At 46.5% G+C, this 19,442-nt stretch carries 16 protein-coding genes; 3 read left to right on the top strand and 13 right to left on the bottom strand.

Annotation, left to right across the window (positions count from 1 at the left end; genetic code table 11):
• The 4 genes from NA59_RS06590 to NA59_RS06575 form a co-directional block, all read right to left on the bottom strand.
• Positions 1-1,104, bottom strand: coding sequence for a flagellar basal body P-ring protein FlgI (locus tag NA59_RS06590; RefSeq protein WP_044409855.1), 1,104 nt, complete (start codon positions 1,102-1,104; stop codon positions 1-3).
• A gap of 192 nt (positions 1,105-1,296) precedes the next feature.
• Positions 1,297-1,998 carry a flagellar basal body L-ring protein FlgH gene (locus NA59_RS06585; RefSeq protein WP_052501508.1) on the bottom strand — a complete coding sequence of 234 codons (702 nt, stop codon included), beginning with the start codon at positions 1,996-1,998 and terminating at the stop codon, positions 1,297-1,299.
• Positions 1,999-2,027: 29 nt separating this feature from the next.
• A complete protein-coding gene (flgG, locus tag NA59_RS06580) occupies positions 2,028-2,819 on the bottom strand; it encodes a flagellar basal-body rod protein FlgG (RefSeq protein WP_044409853.1) in 792 nt (263 codons plus the stop codon).
• Positions 2,820-2,831: 12 nt separating this feature from the next.
• The gene (locus NA59_RS06575) at positions 2,832-3,575 is read right to left on the bottom strand and encodes a flagellar basal body rod protein FlgF (protein ID WP_044409851.1); all 744 of its coding nucleotides are present in this window, start codon (positions 3,573-3,575) and stop codon (positions 2,832-2,834) included.
• 236 nt (positions 3,576-3,811) lie between these two features.
• Between NA59_RS06575 and rnd the strand changes: the two genes are divergently transcribed.
• On the top strand, positions 3,812-4,906 hold the full coding sequence (rnd, locus tag NA59_RS06570; RefSeq protein ID WP_052501507.1) for a ribonuclease D: 1,095 nt from the start codon (positions 3,812-3,814) through the stop codon (positions 4,904-4,906).
• Positions 4,907-5,017: 111 nt separating this feature from the next.
• A complete protein-coding gene (locus NA59_RS06565; protein ID WP_044409847.1) occupies positions 5,018-6,304 on the top strand; it encodes a 6-phosphofructokinase in 1,287 nt (428 codons plus the stop codon).
• A gap of 31 nt (positions 6,305-6,335) precedes the next feature.
• Here the strand turns inward: NA59_RS06565 and NA59_RS06560 are convergent, their stop codons facing one another.
• From NA59_RS06560 to NA59_RS06530, 7 genes are all read right to left on the bottom strand, one after another.
• Positions 6,336-6,677, bottom strand: coding sequence for a hypothetical protein (locus NA59_RS06560; RefSeq protein WP_157792560.1), 342 nt, complete (start codon positions 6,675-6,677; stop codon positions 6,336-6,338).
• Between the two features lie 53 nt (positions 6,678-6,730).
• Positions 6,731-7,450 carry an LPP20 family lipoprotein gene (locus NA59_RS14295; protein WP_044409842.1) on the bottom strand — a complete coding sequence of 240 codons (720 nt, stop codon included), beginning with the start codon at positions 7,448-7,450 and terminating at the stop codon, positions 6,731-6,733.
• A 53-nt stretch (positions 7,451-7,503) separates the two neighbouring features.
• Positions 7,504-8,577, bottom strand: a complete 1,074-nt coding sequence (locus tag NA59_RS06550) for a hypothetical protein (RefSeq protein ID WP_044409840.1) — start codon at positions 8,575-8,577, stop codon at positions 7,504-7,506.
• Between the two features lie 28 nt (positions 8,578-8,605).
• Positions 8,606-9,967, bottom strand: coding sequence for a type 1 periplasmic-binding domain-containing protein (locus tag NA59_RS06545; RefSeq protein ID WP_044409837.1), 1,362 nt, complete (start codon positions 9,965-9,967; stop codon positions 8,606-8,608).
• Between the two features lie 6 nt (positions 9,968-9,973).
• The gene (gene pepN / locus NA59_RS06540) at positions 9,974-12,631 is read right to left on the bottom strand and encodes an aminopeptidase N (RefSeq protein WP_044409833.1); all 2,658 of its coding nucleotides are present in this window, start codon (positions 12,629-12,631) and stop codon (positions 9,974-9,976) included.
• A 77-nt stretch (positions 12,632-12,708) separates the two neighbouring features.
• Positions 12,709-13,284 carry a peptidoglycan-associated lipoprotein Pal gene (gene pal, locus NA59_RS06535; protein WP_044409831.1) on the bottom strand — a complete coding sequence of 192 codons (576 nt, stop codon included), beginning with the start codon at positions 13,282-13,284 and terminating at the stop codon, positions 12,709-12,711.
• A gap of 445 nt (positions 13,285-13,729) precedes the next feature.
• Positions 13,730-14,485 carry a cyclic nucleotide-binding domain-containing protein gene (locus tag NA59_RS06530; protein ID WP_044409828.1) on the bottom strand — a complete coding sequence of 252 codons (756 nt, stop codon included), beginning with the start codon at positions 14,483-14,485 and terminating at the stop codon, positions 13,730-13,732.
• Positions 14,486-15,086: 601 nt separating this feature from the next.
• Between NA59_RS06530 and NA59_RS06525 the strand changes: the two genes are divergently transcribed.
• Positions 15,087-16,307 (top strand): PfkB family carbohydrate kinase, encoded by a 1,221-nt coding sequence (locus NA59_RS06525; protein WP_044409823.1) that lies wholly within the window; start codon positions 15,087-15,089, stop codon positions 16,305-16,307.
• Positions 16,308-16,309: 2 nt separating this feature from the next.
• Here the strand turns inward: NA59_RS06525 and rlmB are convergent, their stop codons facing one another.
• Together rlmB and rnr are read right to left on the bottom strand one after the other, a co-directional pair.
• Positions 16,310-17,038 carry a 23S rRNA (guanosine(2251)-2'-O)-methyltransferase RlmB gene (gene rlmB, locus NA59_RS06520; protein ID WP_044409822.1) on the bottom strand — a complete coding sequence of 243 codons (729 nt, stop codon included), beginning with the start codon at positions 17,036-17,038 and terminating at the stop codon, positions 16,310-16,312.
• A complete protein-coding gene (gene rnr, locus NA59_RS06515) occupies positions 17,035-19,365 on the bottom strand; it encodes a ribonuclease R (protein ID WP_044409820.1) in 2,331 nt (776 codons plus the stop codon). The genes rlmB and rnr overlap by 4 nt, the downstream gene beginning before the upstream one ends.
• Between the last annotated feature and the right edge of the window lie 77 nt (positions 19,366-19,442).

Raw genomic sequence — 19,442 nt, 5'->3', positions numbered from 1 at the left:
TTAAATCACCATCAGCTGGGCACGCAAGGCACCCGCTTGTTGTAGGGCTTCTAAGATGGCAACTAAGTCGCTGGGAGCGGCGCCGACTTTGTTGACCGCATCGACTAAGGAGTCCAAGGTCACCCCCGAGTCAAATTTAAACATTCTGCCATCGCCCTGCTGTTCGATATCAATATCGGCATTTTGTTGCATAGCCGCTTGCCCACCGGCAAAGGCACCCGGCTGCACCACTTCTTCACGCTCCGCAATTCTAACCGTCATCCCACCATGGGTGACAGCCGCAGGGCTCACGCGCACCGTTTGTCCAATCACAACCGTGCCGGTGCGTGAGTTAACGATCACGCGCGCTGCACTTTCGCCCTGTTCAACCTGTATATTTTCGAGTACCGATAAAAACGAGACTCGCTGATCCGGAATTCTAGGCGCAAGCACTTCAATAGACCCACCCCCGAGTGCGCGCGCCGCCCCTTCACCGAGTAGTTGGTTAATCGCTTCGGTCATATTGTTGGCCGTAGTAAAGTCGGCACGATGTAGATTTAACACCACAGTTGAACCTAAATCAAACCCGGTATTTACCGCGCGCTCAACAATTCCCCCATTCGGCACACGCCCAACACTAGGTACATTAACCGTGACTCTGGAACCATCACGCCCACTCGCGTCCATACCGCCCACAATCAAATTACCCTGTGCAAGCGCGTAAACTTGATTATCAACCCCTTTAAGCGGTGTCAATAACAAGGTACCGCCCTGCAGACTTTTTGCGTTACCCAACGAGGAGACGGTAATGTCAATGGCTTGACCCGGCTCTGCAAATGCCGGCAAGGTGGCGTGCACGGCCACGGCGGCGACATTTTTGGAGTTGGTTCTGACACCAGGCGGCACGTTAATACCAAACTTATTGAGCATGCTTATGAGACTTTGCTCTGCAAAGGGGGTATTATCACCCGACCCATTTAACCCCACCACTAAACCATAACCCACCAGCTGGTTATCGCGCACGCCGGCAACACTTGCCAAATCTTTTATGCGCGAGGTCGCGAGGGCAATACTGCTCCAGGTCATTAAAGCGATCAAAACAAATAGGGCTTTTTTGCTTAACATGCTGTCCTCAGAAAGTAAAATGGGAATGTATTTAAAATTAAAGCAGGTTATATGCCAAACCTAAAAAGAAAGCGCCCAGACTGTACAAAGCAGGCTGGGCGCTTAAGAAGAAAAAACCGACTTGCAAAAAGGAGAGTATAAAAACAAGCCGGGTCACGTTTTAGGCCTTTATTTGAAGTTCGTCAACTCCATTTAAAGCGGCCAAAACTTTGACAAAAAACGTGTCATCGCACCCGGTCTTGCGGTATCACCCGCAATGCCTGTGTCGCGATATATAAGGCGGACATCGGCCACCTTAGAAGAATCAATACTGTTATCGGGTTTAATATCTTGCGGACGCACAATACCCGCAAAACGAATCACTTCTTCACCATCATGTACCGTGATCCATTTTTCACCCCGTACCACCAGGTTACCGTTTGGAATCACCTCAATCACCGTCACCGCGACAGAACCGGATACAGAAGAGTTTTGTTTAATATCACTGTTACCTGAGAAACTGTTACTGGAACCATAGCCTATACCGCCGGTACCCAGTGCGCCCGCAATATCAGCCGGTCCACGCCCTAAAAAATTAAGCGGATTGGTAACACCAAAGTCAGCATTATTATTACGGTTAAAGCTGGCCTGATCATTTTTATTGGCGTTAAACTTTTCGGTTAAAACAATGGTAATAATATCGCCAACGCGATGCGCGCGCGCATCATCAAACAGGGTCATGGCTTGTGCACTCTGATAAAGTGACCCGTTAGCCGGCCTGGGTGCTTGCGCCAAATTCATTGGATAACTTGGCTCATAATTGAACGCTTCCAGCCGTTCCGGGGTGCTCGAGCAGCCTTGTAGCACCAATAACCCAACCAAGGACAAGCCAAATGCGATACGTCTTGTTTTCACTCGTCTAGCCTCCTCGTTATTTATCTCTTTTAAACGTTATTATTCAAGTATTGCATCATGCCGTCTGCCGCTGATACCGCTTTGGAATTCATTTCATAGGTGCGCTGCGCTTCAATCATGCCAATCAACTCTTCTACCGTATTGACATTAGAGGCTTCTAGCGCCCCTTGGATCACCGCGCCAGCATCCTCATTGTTCGGGTTATTTACCACCGGCGCACCACTGGCGATGGTTTCGTAATACATATTCTGCCCGACGGACTCTAAACCGGCAGGATTGATAAACATCGCAATCTCTAACTGACCGAGGTTAATCGGCGCGGCCACACCCGGCTCTTTAGCCAGAATCGTGCCATCTCGCCCAATTGCAATTTCGGTAACATTAGGCGGCACCTGAACATTGGGTTCTAGCAAATAACCTGATGATGTGACAATATCCCCGTTTTGATTCAGCTGAAATGAGCCGTCACGGGTATACATAATATTCCCCTCGGGATCAAGCACCCGAAAAAACCCTTTACCATCAATCGCCAAATCCAGCTGATTATCGGTAATCATCAAATTACCTTGTGTGTGAATCTTTTGCACACCAACCGCTTTAACCCCTACACCTAGCTGCAAGCCTGAAGGCAAGGTATTGGCCTCATCTTGCCCGGCTTGTGCGCCAGGCATGCGCACATTTTGATAAAGCAAATCATCAAATTCAGCCCGCCCCGCTTTATAACCATAAGTATTGGCATTCGCCAGGTTATTTGAAATGGCGGCCAAACGAAATTGCTGGGCTTCCAAACCGGTTTTCGCTACATAGAGTGCTCTATTCATCTCAGGTCCTCACTATCTAATTGATAGTAGTTTATCGGATGCACCGGCATGGTCTTTACTGGTTTTCATCATCTTGACTTGCATCTCATATTTTCGGGTTAATTCAATCATGGTCGTCAAGGCCTGAATGGTATTCACGTTACTGCCTTCTAGCGCACCACTGATAACACGAATATTGGTCTGCCCCAACTCCTCATTGCCTGGGCGCTGACGAATAAAGCCATCCAACCCCTTTTCAAGCTGACGATGATCTGGCTCAACCAATCGTAATTGATCGATCACCACCACTTCATTCGCCGGCGCACCGGCGGGTACAACGCTAATTGTGCCATCATGGCCGATTTCTAGATAATCAACCGGCGGCAAAACAATCGGCGCACCCGCTGCATTCAACATCGGATGACCATGCACATCTAACAACTGTCCGTCTGCCGCAATCTGCATACTCGCTGAACGAATATAAGCTTCATCCCCTGCCGGTGTCAGTATCGCCATGTAGCCATTTTCTTTGGTGGCGACATCCATAGCTCGCCCGGTTACCTTGATAGGCCCTGCGGTAAAATCTGTCGCGGGACGCTCATCCAGCGAATAGGTTCGCGTATGCCAACCTGGGCCTTCCATATGCTGCGCCCGAAATTGGTTAAAATCCTGTTTAAAGCCATCCGTGGTTGCATTGGCTAAATTGTTTGCATTATTCGCCTGCGACAGCATGGCCTCTTTCGCGCCACTCATCGAGACATATAGCATACGATCCATGCAACAGGACTCCTTTGTTTATTTAATGTTAGCGATAAGCAACTTAGTGAAACCAACCTTGTGTGTTAGCGATCTCATTGCTTGACGAAATTCTTAAAGCAACCACCATGCCAAAAAACCATTTAGATCAAAAAAGACACCCGAGCCTGCAAGCTTAACCTACCTCTCGCTTTTTTCTATCATCTTGCAATGTAAATCATCTTGCTTAAATACATCACAAAGCCTAAACTTGCGCTATGAACTATACAACCATTACGCATAGCGACGCACTGCTCAAGATCTGCGACCATTTGGCTAACCAGGCCTGGTTAGCTATTGACACTGAATTCATTAGAAAGGACACCTACTATCCTATTCTGGCACTGGTACAAATCTGCACAGCCGAAGATGAACTTATTTTAGTGGACCCGCTGCCGATCGATGACTTATCTCCCTTGTGGCAGCTGATGGCGAACCCGAAGATATGTAAAGTATTTCATTCAGCAAGGCAAGACATTGAAGTGCTTTTTCAATTAGGCCAAACCATGCCGCAAAACCTGTTCGACACTCAAATTGCGGGGGTGTTTTTAGGCTATGGCGATATGGCAGGCTTTGCACGCGTGGTTGAAGCTGAGTTTAGCGTGATACTAGACAAGAGCATGAGTCGCACTAATTGGCTCAAACGCCCGCTTTCAGAGGCACAAATCCAATATGCTTTGGATGATGTACGCTATCTAGCCCCTTGGTATCGCAAACTACAGAACACGCTAACGGATGAACAAAAGCAAGCACTCCATGACGACATTCAACAGATGTTGCAACCCAGCCTGTACACCATTGACCCCGACCAGGCCTGGTTGAAAGTTAAAGGCACCAAGGGCTTTAACGCTAAACGCTTAGGCCTGGTTAAAGCGCTTGCTGCTTGGCGTGAAGAACAAGCCGTTAGGCAAAATTTGCCGCGAAAGTGGGTCATTAATGATGAAGTGATTGTCAGCCTAGCCAAGCGACCGGTAAAAGAGATTGAAAGCTTGTATAAGGTACCGGGCATCAGTGCGTCTATCGTACGCCAGTATGGTAAACATTTAATTGAACAACTAGACCTGGCGTTTGCTCACCCCGAATATTGGCCTAAAAAAAATAACAGCGCGCCACCTCCCACACTGGATGAATTGGAATGGCTGCAACGCGCACAAGATTTTGCACAGCAAGTTGCTCAAGATAAAGGCATTTCGCCGCATAATCTATACAACAAAGCCGCCCTGCTGGCGCTGCTTCGGCAACAACCTAATGAGCTAGAGAGGGGTTGGCGAAAGCGCATACTCAGCGACCCACTCAAACAACATCTTAGCTAGGCGCCTGTCGGACGTGTACGTTCAACAGCCTCCAGATCCTACCAAAGTCATTTTTTGTTCATCTAGATATTTTATAATGCTTGAACATTTATTATAAACTGGAAAAAACCCATGATTAAATCAGCAAATAATGTGCTTTATGCACAAGCGGGCGGCGTATCGGCTGTTATTAATGCGAGTGCGGCGGCCGTGTTTGAAACGGTCAAACAACACCCTGGCGTATTTGGTAAAACCTATGCGGCACTGAATGGCATTAAGGGGTTGTTAGACGAGGCGCTTGTAGATATTGATTTACTTAACACGCCGGAAATTGAGCGGTTAAAGCACTTACCTGGTGCCGCCTTTCAGGCCTGTCGATTTGATCTTGAGTCAGAGGCGGCACGTCCAGATCAATATGCACGTATTTTGGCAATTTTTAGCCATTATCAAATTGGTTATTTTTTCTACAATGGCGGCAATGGCTCGATGTTGACCGCACAAAAAGTGGCCGACTATTGTTGCCGCCACGGCCACCCTGTAACCTGCATTGGCGTAGCCAAAACCATCGATAACGATTTGGCGCTGTCGCATTGTAGCCCTGGGTTTGGTAGCGCCGCTAAATATCTTGCCACTAGCTTTTTTGAAGCAACACTCGATATTCAATCCATGCACCCTACCTCAACCCGCTTCTTTGTTCTCGAAACCATGGGACGAAACACCGGCTGGCTATCATTAGCCCCCGCACTGGTAAAACAAGCCTTACCCGACTTACCGCTGATTATCTTGCCGGCTGAACGCCCTTTTCAGCGCGCCGCTTTCTTAAATAAAGTGGCCCAGCTGATTGAACAAAAAGGGTATTGCGTTTGCGCTGTCTCCGAAGGCATTAAAAATGAAGAGGGGCAATATATTTCCGTGGAAGGGATTGAGCATGCACATGGCCATACCTTTACTCAACTCGGCGGCGTCGGTGAAAAACTCGGGCATCTTGTAGCCAAAGCGCTTGGGGTTAAAACGCACAGCGCCAACCCAGACTATCTGCAACGTTCTGCCAGTCATCTGATTTCGCTCACCGATTGGCAAATGGCCTATGGTGCCGGCGAAGCGGCGGTTAAAGCCGCATTAAGAGGTGAACAAGGGGTGCTCCCAATTATTATTAAAACATCAGACGCTCCGTTTAGTTACACCTTTGAGTCTGTCGCCTTAGACACGGTTGCGGAGCTTGAAAAAACCGTACCCGATGCCTTTATAACCGAAGATGGCATGGGGGTAACACAAGCAGGCATTGACTATCTACTCCCCTTGATCCAAGGTGAATATCCGATTCCATTCAAAAACGGGATGGCCGACATTTCACCTTTAAAACTCAATACCTTGCCTAAACAGCTCGCAGCATTTAACCCCGATACATCACTAGAATAACCGCCTGCCAAAAGGGTGCGCACAGCACCCGCTAGGGATAAGTATAAAGTCGATCTGTAAAACGGTTGGAATACGTATTGGAGTAACTATTGGAATAGTGCGCCTGACCAGCAGGGATTGTATACCTGCCGGTTGATGAGGACGGCGATGTGTAATTCATTTGATCTTCTAACATATTTAGGCGAGATACAATCGACTTGATTCTCGCCTCATTGTCTTCAGACGTTTGTATTTGGTTCACTTGCTGGGCTTTAAGCTCATTCATTTGCCGCTCAAATTGCGACAATTTGGTTTCAAATACGTTCACTCTAGCTGAAATACTGCTAGCCTGGGCAACAGATTGCCAGCCAAAGCAGAGCGTTAACGATCCCATTATCACCACTTTAGCCAGCATGTATCACCTCTCGTTATGGATTAGCCACGCGGCTATCGATAACTGTCCGCGTCGTAACAATTGATACCCATGGTACAGGTTTCCATGGGTTCTAAAATCATTCGTCTTTGATTGTTGTTAGAGTATACAAAAACATCTTCAAAAAATCCACGATCAACGAACACTTCTAACACGGTTTCATAGTTATTATCGGCCATTGGCGTAATACTGACAATACGCGCACCGCGCACAACGGCATTTACACGTGCTCTAAAACTATCACTCTGTGCCGTTAAAGTCGCTACAGATGTATTACTGTCAATCTTAATACCGTAAATCTGCTCCGCTAACGAACGATAAGCATCCAACTTAGATGCACGAATGGCCATCAGTCTGCGCTGACCATCAGTAAAACCTTCAAAGCCGTTTTCAGCACCGTAACCCACACCGGTAATTTTAATCTTTTCCTGGGGAGCAGGTTCCTGTACCAAGATACGCGCGGGCATCATCTCTTGACGTATGACATCTTGCCTTACGACGCGCTGATCAGGTTTTGCGGCTTGGTCCGCCGCACGCTGCTGACGAATCAACTCGGCGGCCAAACGTTCAATATCTTTATCAGACAAGTTTAGCCCCGCCGTTTCTTGCTTACTCGCCATCAACGCACCATTTTGATTATAGCCGCTGTTTGCTTCATTCATTTTAGGGTTCTGTTCACAGCCCGCCAACGTGATGACACTCGCTAAGCTTAGTACCATTATTTGTTTTTTCATTCCTTGCTCCAGATCTACTCATTAAACTTTTAAAAATTTATCAAACATCCGGGCTAGGGGTACACACCGGACCCAGCAGGCTGATACATTAAACCTGTGGGCGCTTGATAACGATAATTATGCGTAGGCGCCGACTGAGGCCTTTCAATACCAGCGCTTTCTTTTTCATCTTTTTTTACTGACTTATCTGGCGTTGACACAGATAACTGCTGTTCAAGCATGTTTTTTTCAATATCCTTAACAGATTTAAGCACCGTCCCCTGCTGCTGCTGCAAACTCGTTACACGATTATTAACTTCGACAATACGGCGCTGAGCAAGCGCAAGACTTCTGGTTATACTATCGACTTTATCCTCTAAACCTTGAGATACTTGAGCCGCTACCTGAGGGCTAGGCGTAGGCACGGTGGCAACAGGTGCAGGCAAGATACCGCCACGTTCAACTACCTGCCCGCCTTGAGCACTTTGGTTAACAGCAATCATATCGGCACTCAATTGCTCAACTTGGAAACTTAAGGCATCTAATTTACGATTTAAATCTCGCAAGGCTTTTTCATTTGACTGTACGGCGATACGGGCAATTTCAGTTTCTTCTTTTATTTCTGTTACTTTTTCATTTAGTGCGGCATCAGTGCCAGAACTAAATGCGGCCATCGCCGCAAATACAATAGCTACAATCAGCAATATAATTAAGCCTACACCAAAACCTATTATCATTTTTTTAATAGCGTCCATTTCTTCCACCGTTAATTCATCTGTTGTCTGGGATGCTTGCGAGCGACGAGATATAAAATCGTCGGCATCATTATCACTCAAGGATTGCACAGCGGCAGCGGCCGCACCGGCGGCCACCGCTGGCGCTACCGCTGCCGCAGGAGAAGGGGTATCATCTAACCCCAGCATGGCATTTAATTCTTCGTCTTCAGCCGTTTCCTGCGACGACTCAGGCTCGCTATCCTCTGCGGGTGAGGTCACATCTGGCTCTAGCTGCTCCACATCAAGATCAAGATCAAGATCAGGTAGGTCGCCATCTTGCTCCGCCTCATCAAAATCAAATTCCGCTTCATCCAATAACGCATCGATGCTATCAAGATCATTCGGGTCAATGGTTGTGTTTGCTTCTGCCACGGGCACGTCCAATCAAATGTCTAAAAATCTAAGGGGTGATATAAATCTTTTCGAGCGCCACTGGCGTTAACTGACCCTTATCCAATAAAATTAAGCTCGGTAAAAACTGATAATGCCCAACAGCATTAACTGACATTTCACCCATTTCAGTCGTCACGCTATAGGGCAAAGGCTGCTCAGCGGTTTCCACTAGTTTTACCAATGCCTTGGCTAAAGCACGAAACAGACCAACTTCTGAATTTAGATTGTCTTGATCAGCTAATGAAACCCATTTCTGTGTTAAATGCGCGGGAAACAAAGCATAGGTGGATTGCCAGCTCGACTGCCTATTTCTAAAGTGCTCAACACTGGGGCTTTGAGTGGGTATCCATAGAAATGGCGATGTGCGTTGATAAAAATCCAGCAAGGGCTTTATTTGTAACGCTGATGACTGGGGCATCACACCAATCACCAGGCGCTTATCCGCACGCACATAAGGGGCGGTTTCAATCGTACGCCCTAATGTCGAATGTAACCAGTTTTGACGAACAACGGACTGATTGACACCCAACATCGCCGATACCGATCGATCGACCCCCTGCTCCAAATAAAAACGCTCTATCAACGCACCAGAAACACCACGTTGCTGATAAAAGGCCTCCACATCCTGCATCAACTGATTCGCTTGCGCTGAGCGGTCTGTTAGCCATGCAATACGCGTCACATCTAACCGGTCAAGGATTGGAGCCAAATACTGAATTTGAGAAAAACTATTCGAGGCTAAAGCACGCACATAAGGCAGGTGGGTGGCAAGAGGGGTAAAGCTGATCGCTGGGATTTGAGGGTCAAGCGCATAAAAGGGTTCGGCTTTGTGTTTTTCCAGTGGCCCAATAATGAGGCCTGGGTTAAATAACTTAACCAACGCCCAAAGCGCTTGCACATCCTCATATAAATCGGTATCAATAAGGTGAACACGTCGCCCACTAAATTCGCGCTCAAAGACCTCAGCCATCACACGCGACGCATCCGAAATGGCTGATGACAACGGCAGCAATAATACAATATCACGCGCATACCGCGCGCTACGAAACTGGGACTGCTCTACCTGCTCTACCGCCAAGGCTTCAAGCTCTCGATTCAAAAAGTTCCATCTCGCTTGAAACTCAGCCGGCACAACTTGATTTGATAATTCATGCATATTAATTAAAAACCGACCGCGCTCCCCATTGCGTAGCGCGATTTCGGTTCTTAACAATAAAATTTCAAAATCTAACACCGCGAGCCGCTGTTCTACTGATCGCTCAGTATCGGCAAAGCTTGCCATAGGCAAGCAAGCAAGGTTAAAAGCCAAGACGCCAAGCACCAGAGCTGGCATAAAACATCGCTGTTTAAGCAACAGGATTAGGTTCATAATCGCCTATTCCAATAATGACTTCTCCAATAGCTCATAGACATCTTTTGACTTAACCTTCTCTTTAAGCATGTGAAGTTCAGCCAGCATCAACGCTTGACGCACGGCATCAAAGCGGCGCCACTGGGTCAAGGGAGTTAACATTCTGGCGGCAACCTGTGGATTAATGGTATCCAGCGCCAGCACCACCTGTGATAACCAAGCATAAGCCGCGCCATCTTGACGATGAAACCCAGCATGATTCAGTTTTGAAAACACCCCAACCAAACTTCTTACTCTATTGGGGTTCTTTAAACTAAATTTCTCGTGCTTCATTAACAACAGGATTTGCTCAAAGTTATCGGCACGTTGTGCGCTTGCTTGAATACTAAACCATTTATCCAATACCAGTGGCTCATTCTGCCAGCGCTGATAAAAATCCGCTAAGGCTTGGTTTGCTAATGGGTGGTTATGGTGTGAAAGCCCTGCCAGTGCAGCCTGCACATCGGTCATATTGGCTTGAGCTTGATATTGTGCATACGCACAGGCTAACATTGCCTCATCCTCGATCAACACTAAATACCCTAAACAAGTATTTTTCATTAAGCGTCGCGCAATGGCTTGCTTGTTATAGCTATAGGCCTCATCGGTATGACAGTGCTGATACACACGATGCAACAAGACTTGATAGCGTGAAGCAAGGCAAATCTTCATTTGTTGATAGGCTTGCGTCAGGGCTTCTATATTCACCTGCTGATATTGCTCAATAAGATAGTTCATATCCGGCAAGGTCAATGCATAAGCCTGTAACGCCAAATCCGTCTGATCGTCTGCCATCACCTGAGCCAACAAATCACCAAACACCTCTGCATAGGCAAGACCTAAGCGATAAGGCTTGTCAGCGGCCATGGCGTCAACATTCCGCATTAGATCGATCAGCGCTAAGCGCTGTGCCGCCTCCCACTTATTAAAGCTATCCGTGTCATGACGCGCTAAAAAGGCCAGATCGGGTTCCTGGTATGCATAATCCAACTTCACTGGGGCACTAAAATCACGCAGTAACGACAAATAGGGTTGTGCACTCAGGCCTGTAAACTCAAATACTTGCACAGACTCAGACACCTGTAAAACATAACTCATCTCATCTTCTTTAACACGCGTTTGCGTTACCGCTGTCAAGGTAGGCTTGATGGGGTCACCCGCCGGGTTCAAGAATCCAATTTTAAGGGGTATCAACAAGGGTTCAAACGCATCTTGCTGGGCTAAAGACTGGGTGCAGGTTAATTGCAATAAACCTTGGTCTTCATCAAATTTTGTTTCAACCCTTAAGGTCGGGGTCCCCGCTTGCGTGTACCAAGCTTGCATTTGCTGAAGATCAACCTGGTTAGCATCGGCCATGGCTTGACGAAAATCTTCAACCGTAACCGCCTGCCCATCATGTCGCGCAAAATATAAGTCCATGCCTTTACGAAAACCGTCACGTCCCAACAGTGTTTGATAAAGCCGCACGACTTCAGCCCCTTTTTCATACACGGTAAGGGTATAAAAATTGTTCATTTCAATATAGGATTGGGGTTGAATAGGGTGCGCCATCGGCCCAGCATCTTCAGCAAACTGGTAGCTACGTAAACGCCGAACGTCCTCAATCCGTTTAACCGCAGGTGATAAACGTTCTGCGGTAAACTCCTGATCACGAAAAACGGTTAAACCTTCTTTCAAGGTAAGCTGAAACCAATCTCGACAGGTTACGCGATTGCCCGTCCAGTTATGGAAGTATTCATGCGCAATAACCGCTTCTACACCTTCATAATCAACATCGGTGGCGGTCTGAGGGTCAGCAAGCACAAATTTTGAATTAAACACATTCAAGCCCTTGTTTTCCATCGCCCCCATATTAAAGTCATCAACCGCCACAATCATATAGATATCGAGGTCATACACTAACCCAAATCGCTGTTCATCCCAATGCATTGCCTGCATCAATGAGTCCATCGCATGTCGACATTTCGGCAAATGCCGTCTATCGGTATAGATTCGCAACACAATGTCTCGCCCATCTGCGGCATGATAGCTATCCTCTAGATACACTAAATTACCGGCCACTAACGCAAATAAATAACAGGGTTTTTTAAATGGATCCTGCCAAACGGCATAATGCTTGCCATCGAGCAAGTCACCCGACTCAACCAAGTTACCATTCGAGAGTAAAACCGGATAACCCTGTTTGTCAGCGATGATTTTAGTCCGGTAGATACTCAATACATCAGGACGATCTAAAAAGTACGTAATACGCCGAAAGCCTTCTGCTTCACATTGGGTACAAAAATGACCCGATGATAAATACAAGCCCTCAAGTGCGGTGTTTTGAATAGGGTGGATTCGAGTCACGATCTCTAACTCAAAATCCATAGCTTCAGGTAGTAGTTGTAAGTATTCGTCTGTTTGTTCATAATCAGCCAGCGTCAACACCTTGCCATTCAGACGAACCGAAACAAGCTCAAGCCCTTCGCCATTCAACTTCAATGGCTCCCTACTGCTCTTTGTCGTTGTAGGTTGGCGTGTTATTTTCATTGTGTTAGTTACAAGGGTGTTTTCAGGCGCAAGCTCAAAACACACATCGACTCGCTCAATCAAAAAATCACTGGGTTTATAATCTTTTAAATAATTTACCGCTACTTGCTCCATGCCCTTCTCCTGGCGTTCCGCTAAAAATAAAAAAGCCCTCTAAATGAGGGCTTCTATCACGCTATGATTCACAACAATTAGTAAACAAACTCGGCACGACGATTTTTGCTCCAAGCTTCATTATTGCTTAGCTCGACTAAAGGCATGTCTTTGCCAAAGCTAATAACATTTAAACGATTTGGGTTGACACCTTCCGCGACTAATGCATCTTTTACCGCATTACCACGACGCTCACCTAGCGCAAGGTTATATTCACGAGTACCGCGCTCATCACAATGGCCCTCAATAGTTAAGCGTGCCTGGGGGTTTAACTCAAGGTAACGTGCATGTTTTTTAATCACTTCGGCAAACTCTGTTTTCAATTCTGAACGGTCAAAATCAAAATGTACACGCAATCCTTGTAAGCTCGCAAACAGTGCCGCTATTTCATCTTCCTTGGCCACCGTTTCGTCAACTTGCGTTACGGCTACTGGTTTTGCTGTCACCGTGGACCCGGCTGGCACAACAGCGGTAGAAGCCCCTGTTGTGGTTTGTGTTGATGTGGCGCTACTCACTACTTCCGCATCATCGGAGGTAGGGGTTGAACTACAACCTACTGCGAACACACCCATTGCCGCAACCAATAAAAAATTCTTAACACGAAACAAAGACATCACCCACTCCTTAGGTTTGATAAATTAACTGTTTGATTATAACAAAATTTAATTTAAATATTTTATAAATTCGCATGTTGCTAACGCAACACATGGGTACTCAACAAGCGAAAACAAAAAAACCCGACGCAAAGGCCGGGTCAAGCGGGCTACATTAGAAAACCACATAAAGCAGCTCTCCATCACTCAAACAACATTAAAACATAGCTTCACTTGTATCATCTTGATTAAAATCAATAAAAATGCAAAAAATAGGAAAATGATGGATATCCATGGATACCCCTGCAAATACCCGTCATTGGGAAGCGCCTAGCGACGCGGCAATCGCTCAAGGGCGTGCGTAGTCTGCAAGGGATTGCCACAGCCTTCGGCCTCGCAATAACGCGTAATTTTTTATATTATTTAGATGCGTTTACCCTGAGCCTACACGCCTGTGACGCGTGGTTTAGGCTTGTTTAACATCCAATACATCCGGTAAGCTTAAAACCTTTTCATCAGCCAATCTTGCCAAAGCCGCCATATCTAAAATCTGAATATCTTTTCGTCGCCAAGCAACAATATTTAACTCCATGAGCTTGGACAAGATACGAGAAAAAGTTTCAGGCGTTAGACCTAAAAACATCGCGACTTCTCGATGTAGCACACCAAATCTGAATTCAGTATGTTTGTAACCTCGACTCAAAAATCGGCGTGATAAATACCAAACAAAATAAGCCACTCGCTGATCGGCGTTACGTTTGGACAAAATCTCGGAGTGAATGCGCCCATCATTTAACCCACGACTCATCAAACACAATAACTGATGATTGAGCGCCGGAATTTGCAAGGCCAGGCGCTCAAGTTGGTCAAAGGGCAATAAACATACAGTGGTACTTTCCAGCGCCACAACATTACACTGGTGCATCAGATCTTGCAGACCATCCATGCCAATAACATCACCGGGTAAATAAAAACCTAAAATTTGCTCCTCACCTTGCTGCGTAATATTAAAGGCTTTGACCGCCCCCGCTTTAATTGCAAATAGCGTTTCAAAGGTTTGCCCTGCTTTATAAAGGTATTGCCCCTTGGTTACTTTTGGCGTCCTTTCGACAATCGAGTCTAATCGCATAATATCGGTTCTCATCAAACCCGTCGGAAAGCATATACGTTGTAGCCCACAACTACTACAGCCCGAACTAAAGGTTGTTTTTAGCTCATTCACACAGCGCCCTCTTTTATTTTTTATATATATTTTTTTAACAAATCGATAAGCTAGGATTCTAACGGTTAAGCACGCGCCTGTCACTCTTACTCGTGGAGTCTTTGAAATTAGACGCCTAAAATTTTTTATGGGCCTATTTATTTCTCCACTAGTGCACAAGCATTGACTAAAAATTAAGCGATGGCTTAGATTAAATCTAAAATAAACCACTTAGCACCTATTCAGGTTTTAAACCCACAGACTTATCCACAGGATTTGTGAATAACACAATACAGCAAAATACAGGATAAATTTCAAATTACACATACATTTCAAGTAGTTAGCAAATGTCAATTCCAATATTTAACCTGTTTGCAATAAATTTACAAAATGTTATTCACCTCTTGACAGCCCCTGCAATAAGGGCTATGAACTTTCTAACACCCAACACGAAGGATGGCGCGCGCACGAAACCAATTCGCTGATTTTATCAACTCCCGATATTGTTAGACGTCAACGACAAGCCTCCAAGGCTCAGGGCAAACGAGAAAAGAAGTGTGCATACATTTATGCTAAAATTGATTCATTTTAACGCGCTTTTTATTTATTCATGGGCTAAAAAATGGCTAAAATTCTGGGCATTGGTAATCTCGTATTAGACACCTTATTATTTTGTGAACACTACCCTAAAGAGGATGCAGAGGTTCGGGCGCAACAACGCCAGTTTAAGTTTGGCGGCAACACCGCCAATAGCTTATACGTGTTGAGCCAACTCGGCCATCAAACGGCGATTGTCACCACCTTAGCGACGGACGATCAAGCCAAGCATCTAAAAAAAGCACTCGAACAACAGCAAATTGATACCCAGCATGTGCAGCGTTTTATAAAAGGCGCGACCCCCACCTCCTATATTACGATTTCACAGCAAACGGGCTCGCGCACCATTACTCATTACCGCGACCTGCCTGAGTGCGATTTTGAGCATTTTGCTAAAATTGAAATTGAGGACTATGACTGGCTGCATTTTGAAGGGCGAAACCTGGAGGCATTAGGTGGAATGCTAAATATTGCTAAAACTTTTTTGAGCCACCAACCCATTTCACTGGAAGTTGAAAAACCTCGCGAGGGCATCGAGGGATTATTTGAGCAAGCCAACCTAATCATCTTTTCGCATCATTATGCAAAAGCCAAGGGTTTTGCAGAGGGTGCGCAACTCTTGCAAGCTATTCATCACCAGCACCCTGGCAAGCAGTTGGTCTGCACCTGGGGCGAACAAGGGGCTTGGTGCATGAGCCATCAAGGCGAGTTGCACCACCAGCCTGCGGTCAAGCTAAAAAAAGTGGTTGATACACTGGGGGCGGGTGATACCTTTAATGCGGCACTCATTCATCACTTAATTGCAGGCCTGGATTTGAAATCAGCGGTTGAGCAAGCCAGCCAATTAGCCGCCCGCAAGTGCCAACAAATCGGGCTTGATAATCTGCTTAGCCCACTGGTCACGCGCAAGCCGATTGCTAACCTTAAACACATTACTAGCGCCAGAGCAACCGTGGTTCCCGCGCCCGGATTAAGGCATAAGGTGGTGTTGATTAAGCATGACAACGAAATCAAAGCCTATGAAAATAATTGCCCACACCAGGATGTGCCACTGGATGAAGCGTATAAAATTGACATTAATCCGTTTGAAATGACGATGAAGTGTTCAGTGCATGATGCTTTTTTTAGAATTGAAGACGGGGTGTGTGTCGAAGGTCCTTGCTGGCGTGAGGAGCTCAAGCCAGTTGATATTGAAGTGGATAGTGAAACAGGGGCGATCTATCTTGCCGACATGAAAAAAGATTAGCTCTAAACCCCGCGTTGACGTAACACCTCGTAGAGCGCCACGCCTGTGGCGACCGATACATTCAGGCTTTCAACCTGCCCTTTCATCGGAATCGCCACCAATTGATCACAATGTTCGCGGGTTAAGCGCCGAAGGCCTGTGCCTTCCGCCCCCATCACCAAACCAACCGGACCTTTGAAATCAGCCTGGTAGAGTGTTTGGTCGGTTTCTCCCGCTAAGCCTACCAACCATAATCCCGCCTGCTGCAATTGAACCATAGTACGTGATAAGTTGGTCACCACCACTAAGCGCACGCTATCGGCGGCGCCGCAGGCGACTTTGCGCACTGTCGGGTTGACCCCCACGGCATTGTTTTTTGGAATGACTACGGCATCAACACCTGTCGCATCGGCGCTGCGTAATATCGCGCCTAAATTATGCGGGTCTTGCACTTCATCTAAAAACAAAATTAAGGCTTGAGGATTTGACTCGACCAATCCGATTAAATCATCTTCGTTAAAACGTGTTTGTGGCGACACCTCGGCCATGATGCCTTGGTGAACCGCGTCAAGCTTGTCAAACCGGGCTTTTGGCAGGGCATTGACCTTCACACCCAGCTGTTCTGCTTGCTGTTTAAGGCTTTGTAATCGCGGGTTTAAACGCCCTTCAATCACGCTGATGTGAAAAATTAGATGCGGTGACTGTTTTAACAATCGCTCAATCGCATGAATGCCGTAGATTTGGTCGCTCATTCAGTGGCCTTTTTGCTGCGAGAACGACTGCGTTTTTTATTGGCATAATTACGCGAGCGACGTTTTTTCTTTGGCTGTTCAGTCGCATCAGCTTCTGGCTGCGACGTTGGCGATTCTACCGACTCCGTACCACTGCTAGTTAACTGACGCACGAGCCTTAGATCAATTTTACGTGTATCTAACACTACCTGTGCAACCTGCACCTCAACACGATCACCCAAGCGATAAACCTGACCGGTCCGCTCACCTTTCAAACAGTGACGCACCGGGTCAAAATGGAAGTAATCCTCCCCTAACTCTGTAATATGAATGAGCCCTTCGATATAAAGATCATCCAGCTCCACAAACATGCCAAAGTTAGTCACCGATGAAATCACTGCTTGATACTGCTCACCAAGTCGATGTGATAGAAACTCACACTTTAAGAAAGTCACGGCATCACGCGTTGCTTCATCCGCACGGCGCTCGGTATCTGAGCAATGGCGGCCAAAACCTTCCATCGCGGGCGTGTCGTAATGAAAGCCCTCCGCGCCCTGCTTCAGCCAAGCATGACGAATCGCACGATGAATTAATAAATCAGGGTAACGACGTATTGGTGAAGTAAAGTGCGCATAGTGCTCAAAACTTAAGCCAAAGTGGCCTTTATTTTCAGGCTGATAAACCGCCTGATTCATACTGCGCAGCATCACAGTATTCACAAGATGCTGGTAGGATTGTCCTTTAACCTGCTGCATCACTTGATCAAAATCATGCGCTGTCGGGTCATCCCCTCCCCCCAGCTGTAGACCAAAGTCAGCAAGAAACCCTTTTAGTTTTTTAAGTTTCTCTTCCTTTGGCTGTTCATGCACGCGATAGAGAATCGGGATTTTATGGTGTTTTAGATAGCGCGCTGTGGCAACGTTTGCCATTAACATACATTCTTCAATCAGTTTATGCGCTTCATTGCGCACCACCGGCACAATCTTATCGATTTTACGATCACCGTCAAATACCATTTTAGTTTCAACCGTATCAAACTCTAGCGCACCCCGTTCGGCACGCGACTTAGCCAGCACTTGATATAGTTCATTTAAGGTTTCTAAATGCTCAACCATCGGTGCGAAGGTTTGGCGGTACTCACTTTGTGAGTCGGTTAAAACATCATGCACCTGATTGTAGGTTAATCTGGCTTTTGAATTCATTACTGCCTGATAAAACTGCGTACGCTCAAGCTGACCTTCTTCACCAATATACATATCGCACACCATACAAAGCCGGTCAACATGCGGATTCAGCGAGCAAAGTTCATTAGACAACTTTTCAGGCAACATGGGAATCACACGCTGTGGAAAATAAACCGAGTTACCGCGCTTATAGGCTTCTTTGTCTAGCTCGGTACCTGGCTTAACATAATGCGACACATCCGCAATCGCAACAACAAGACGCCAACCGCCTGTTTTGCGACGCTTGGCATAAACCGCGTCATCAAAATCACGTGAGTCATCACCATCAATCGTAACCAAGGGCAAATGACGCACATCCTTACGTCCTTCTAAGTCGGCCTCGGTGACCTCATTAGGTATCACATCCAGCTCACTGATCAATGCCTCAGGCCACTCATTCGGAATACCAAACGCATGAATGGCGGTATCAATTTCCATACCGGGTGCCATATAATCGCCCATCACTTCAACAATGCGACCAATCGGCCCGTGACGCTTTGAAGGCTGCGTCAGGATATCCACCTTAACGATCTGACCCTCCTGCGCGTCCATAATGCCATCAGCGGGCACGAACACATCTTGAGTGATACGATTATTGTTTGGATGCACCCAAGCCAGACCGTCTTCTATATGCACACGACCAACAAGCTGAGTTGAGTTGCGTTTAGTGACTTCCACAATCGCCGCTTCTTTACGACCTCGCTTGTCTTCGCCGACAATCGAGGCAATGACTTCATCGCCATGCAGCACCTTATGCATTTCTTGCGCCGAGATAAACAAGTCAGGCTCATCACTATCACAACTTAAAAAACCAAAGCCGTCTGGATGCCCCATCACCTTGCCCTTGACCAAATCCATCTTTTGGATTAGACAAAATAAGCCTCGGCGATTCTTCATTAATTGACCATCTCGCAACATCGCTTTTAAGCGACGTGACAAAGCTTCAAAACGCTCCTCATCATCTTCATCTACACCCAAGCCAGCGGCAAGCTGGTATTGGCGCAGGGGTTGATTGACCTCTTCCATAAACGCAAGAATAAACTCGCGACTCGGTACAGGGTTTTCATATTTTTCAGCTTCACGATCAGCAAACGGATCCGCTGTTTGATTTGTTTCTTTAGTCACTCGATTCCATCTTAAATTATTGGCCCAGCCAAATAGTAATTCATAACATTTGGGCTCAAAATCACTGCTTCTCAACC

Source organism: Thiomicrospira microaerophila (genome assembly GCF_000934765.1).
GTDB lineage: Bacteria > Pseudomonadota > Gammaproteobacteria > Thiomicrospirales > Thiomicrospiraceae > Thiomicrospira > Thiomicrospira microaerophila.
The sequence above is the reverse complement of the archived record's forward strand: the minus strand, read 5'-3'. Positions and strand labels throughout refer to the sequence as shown.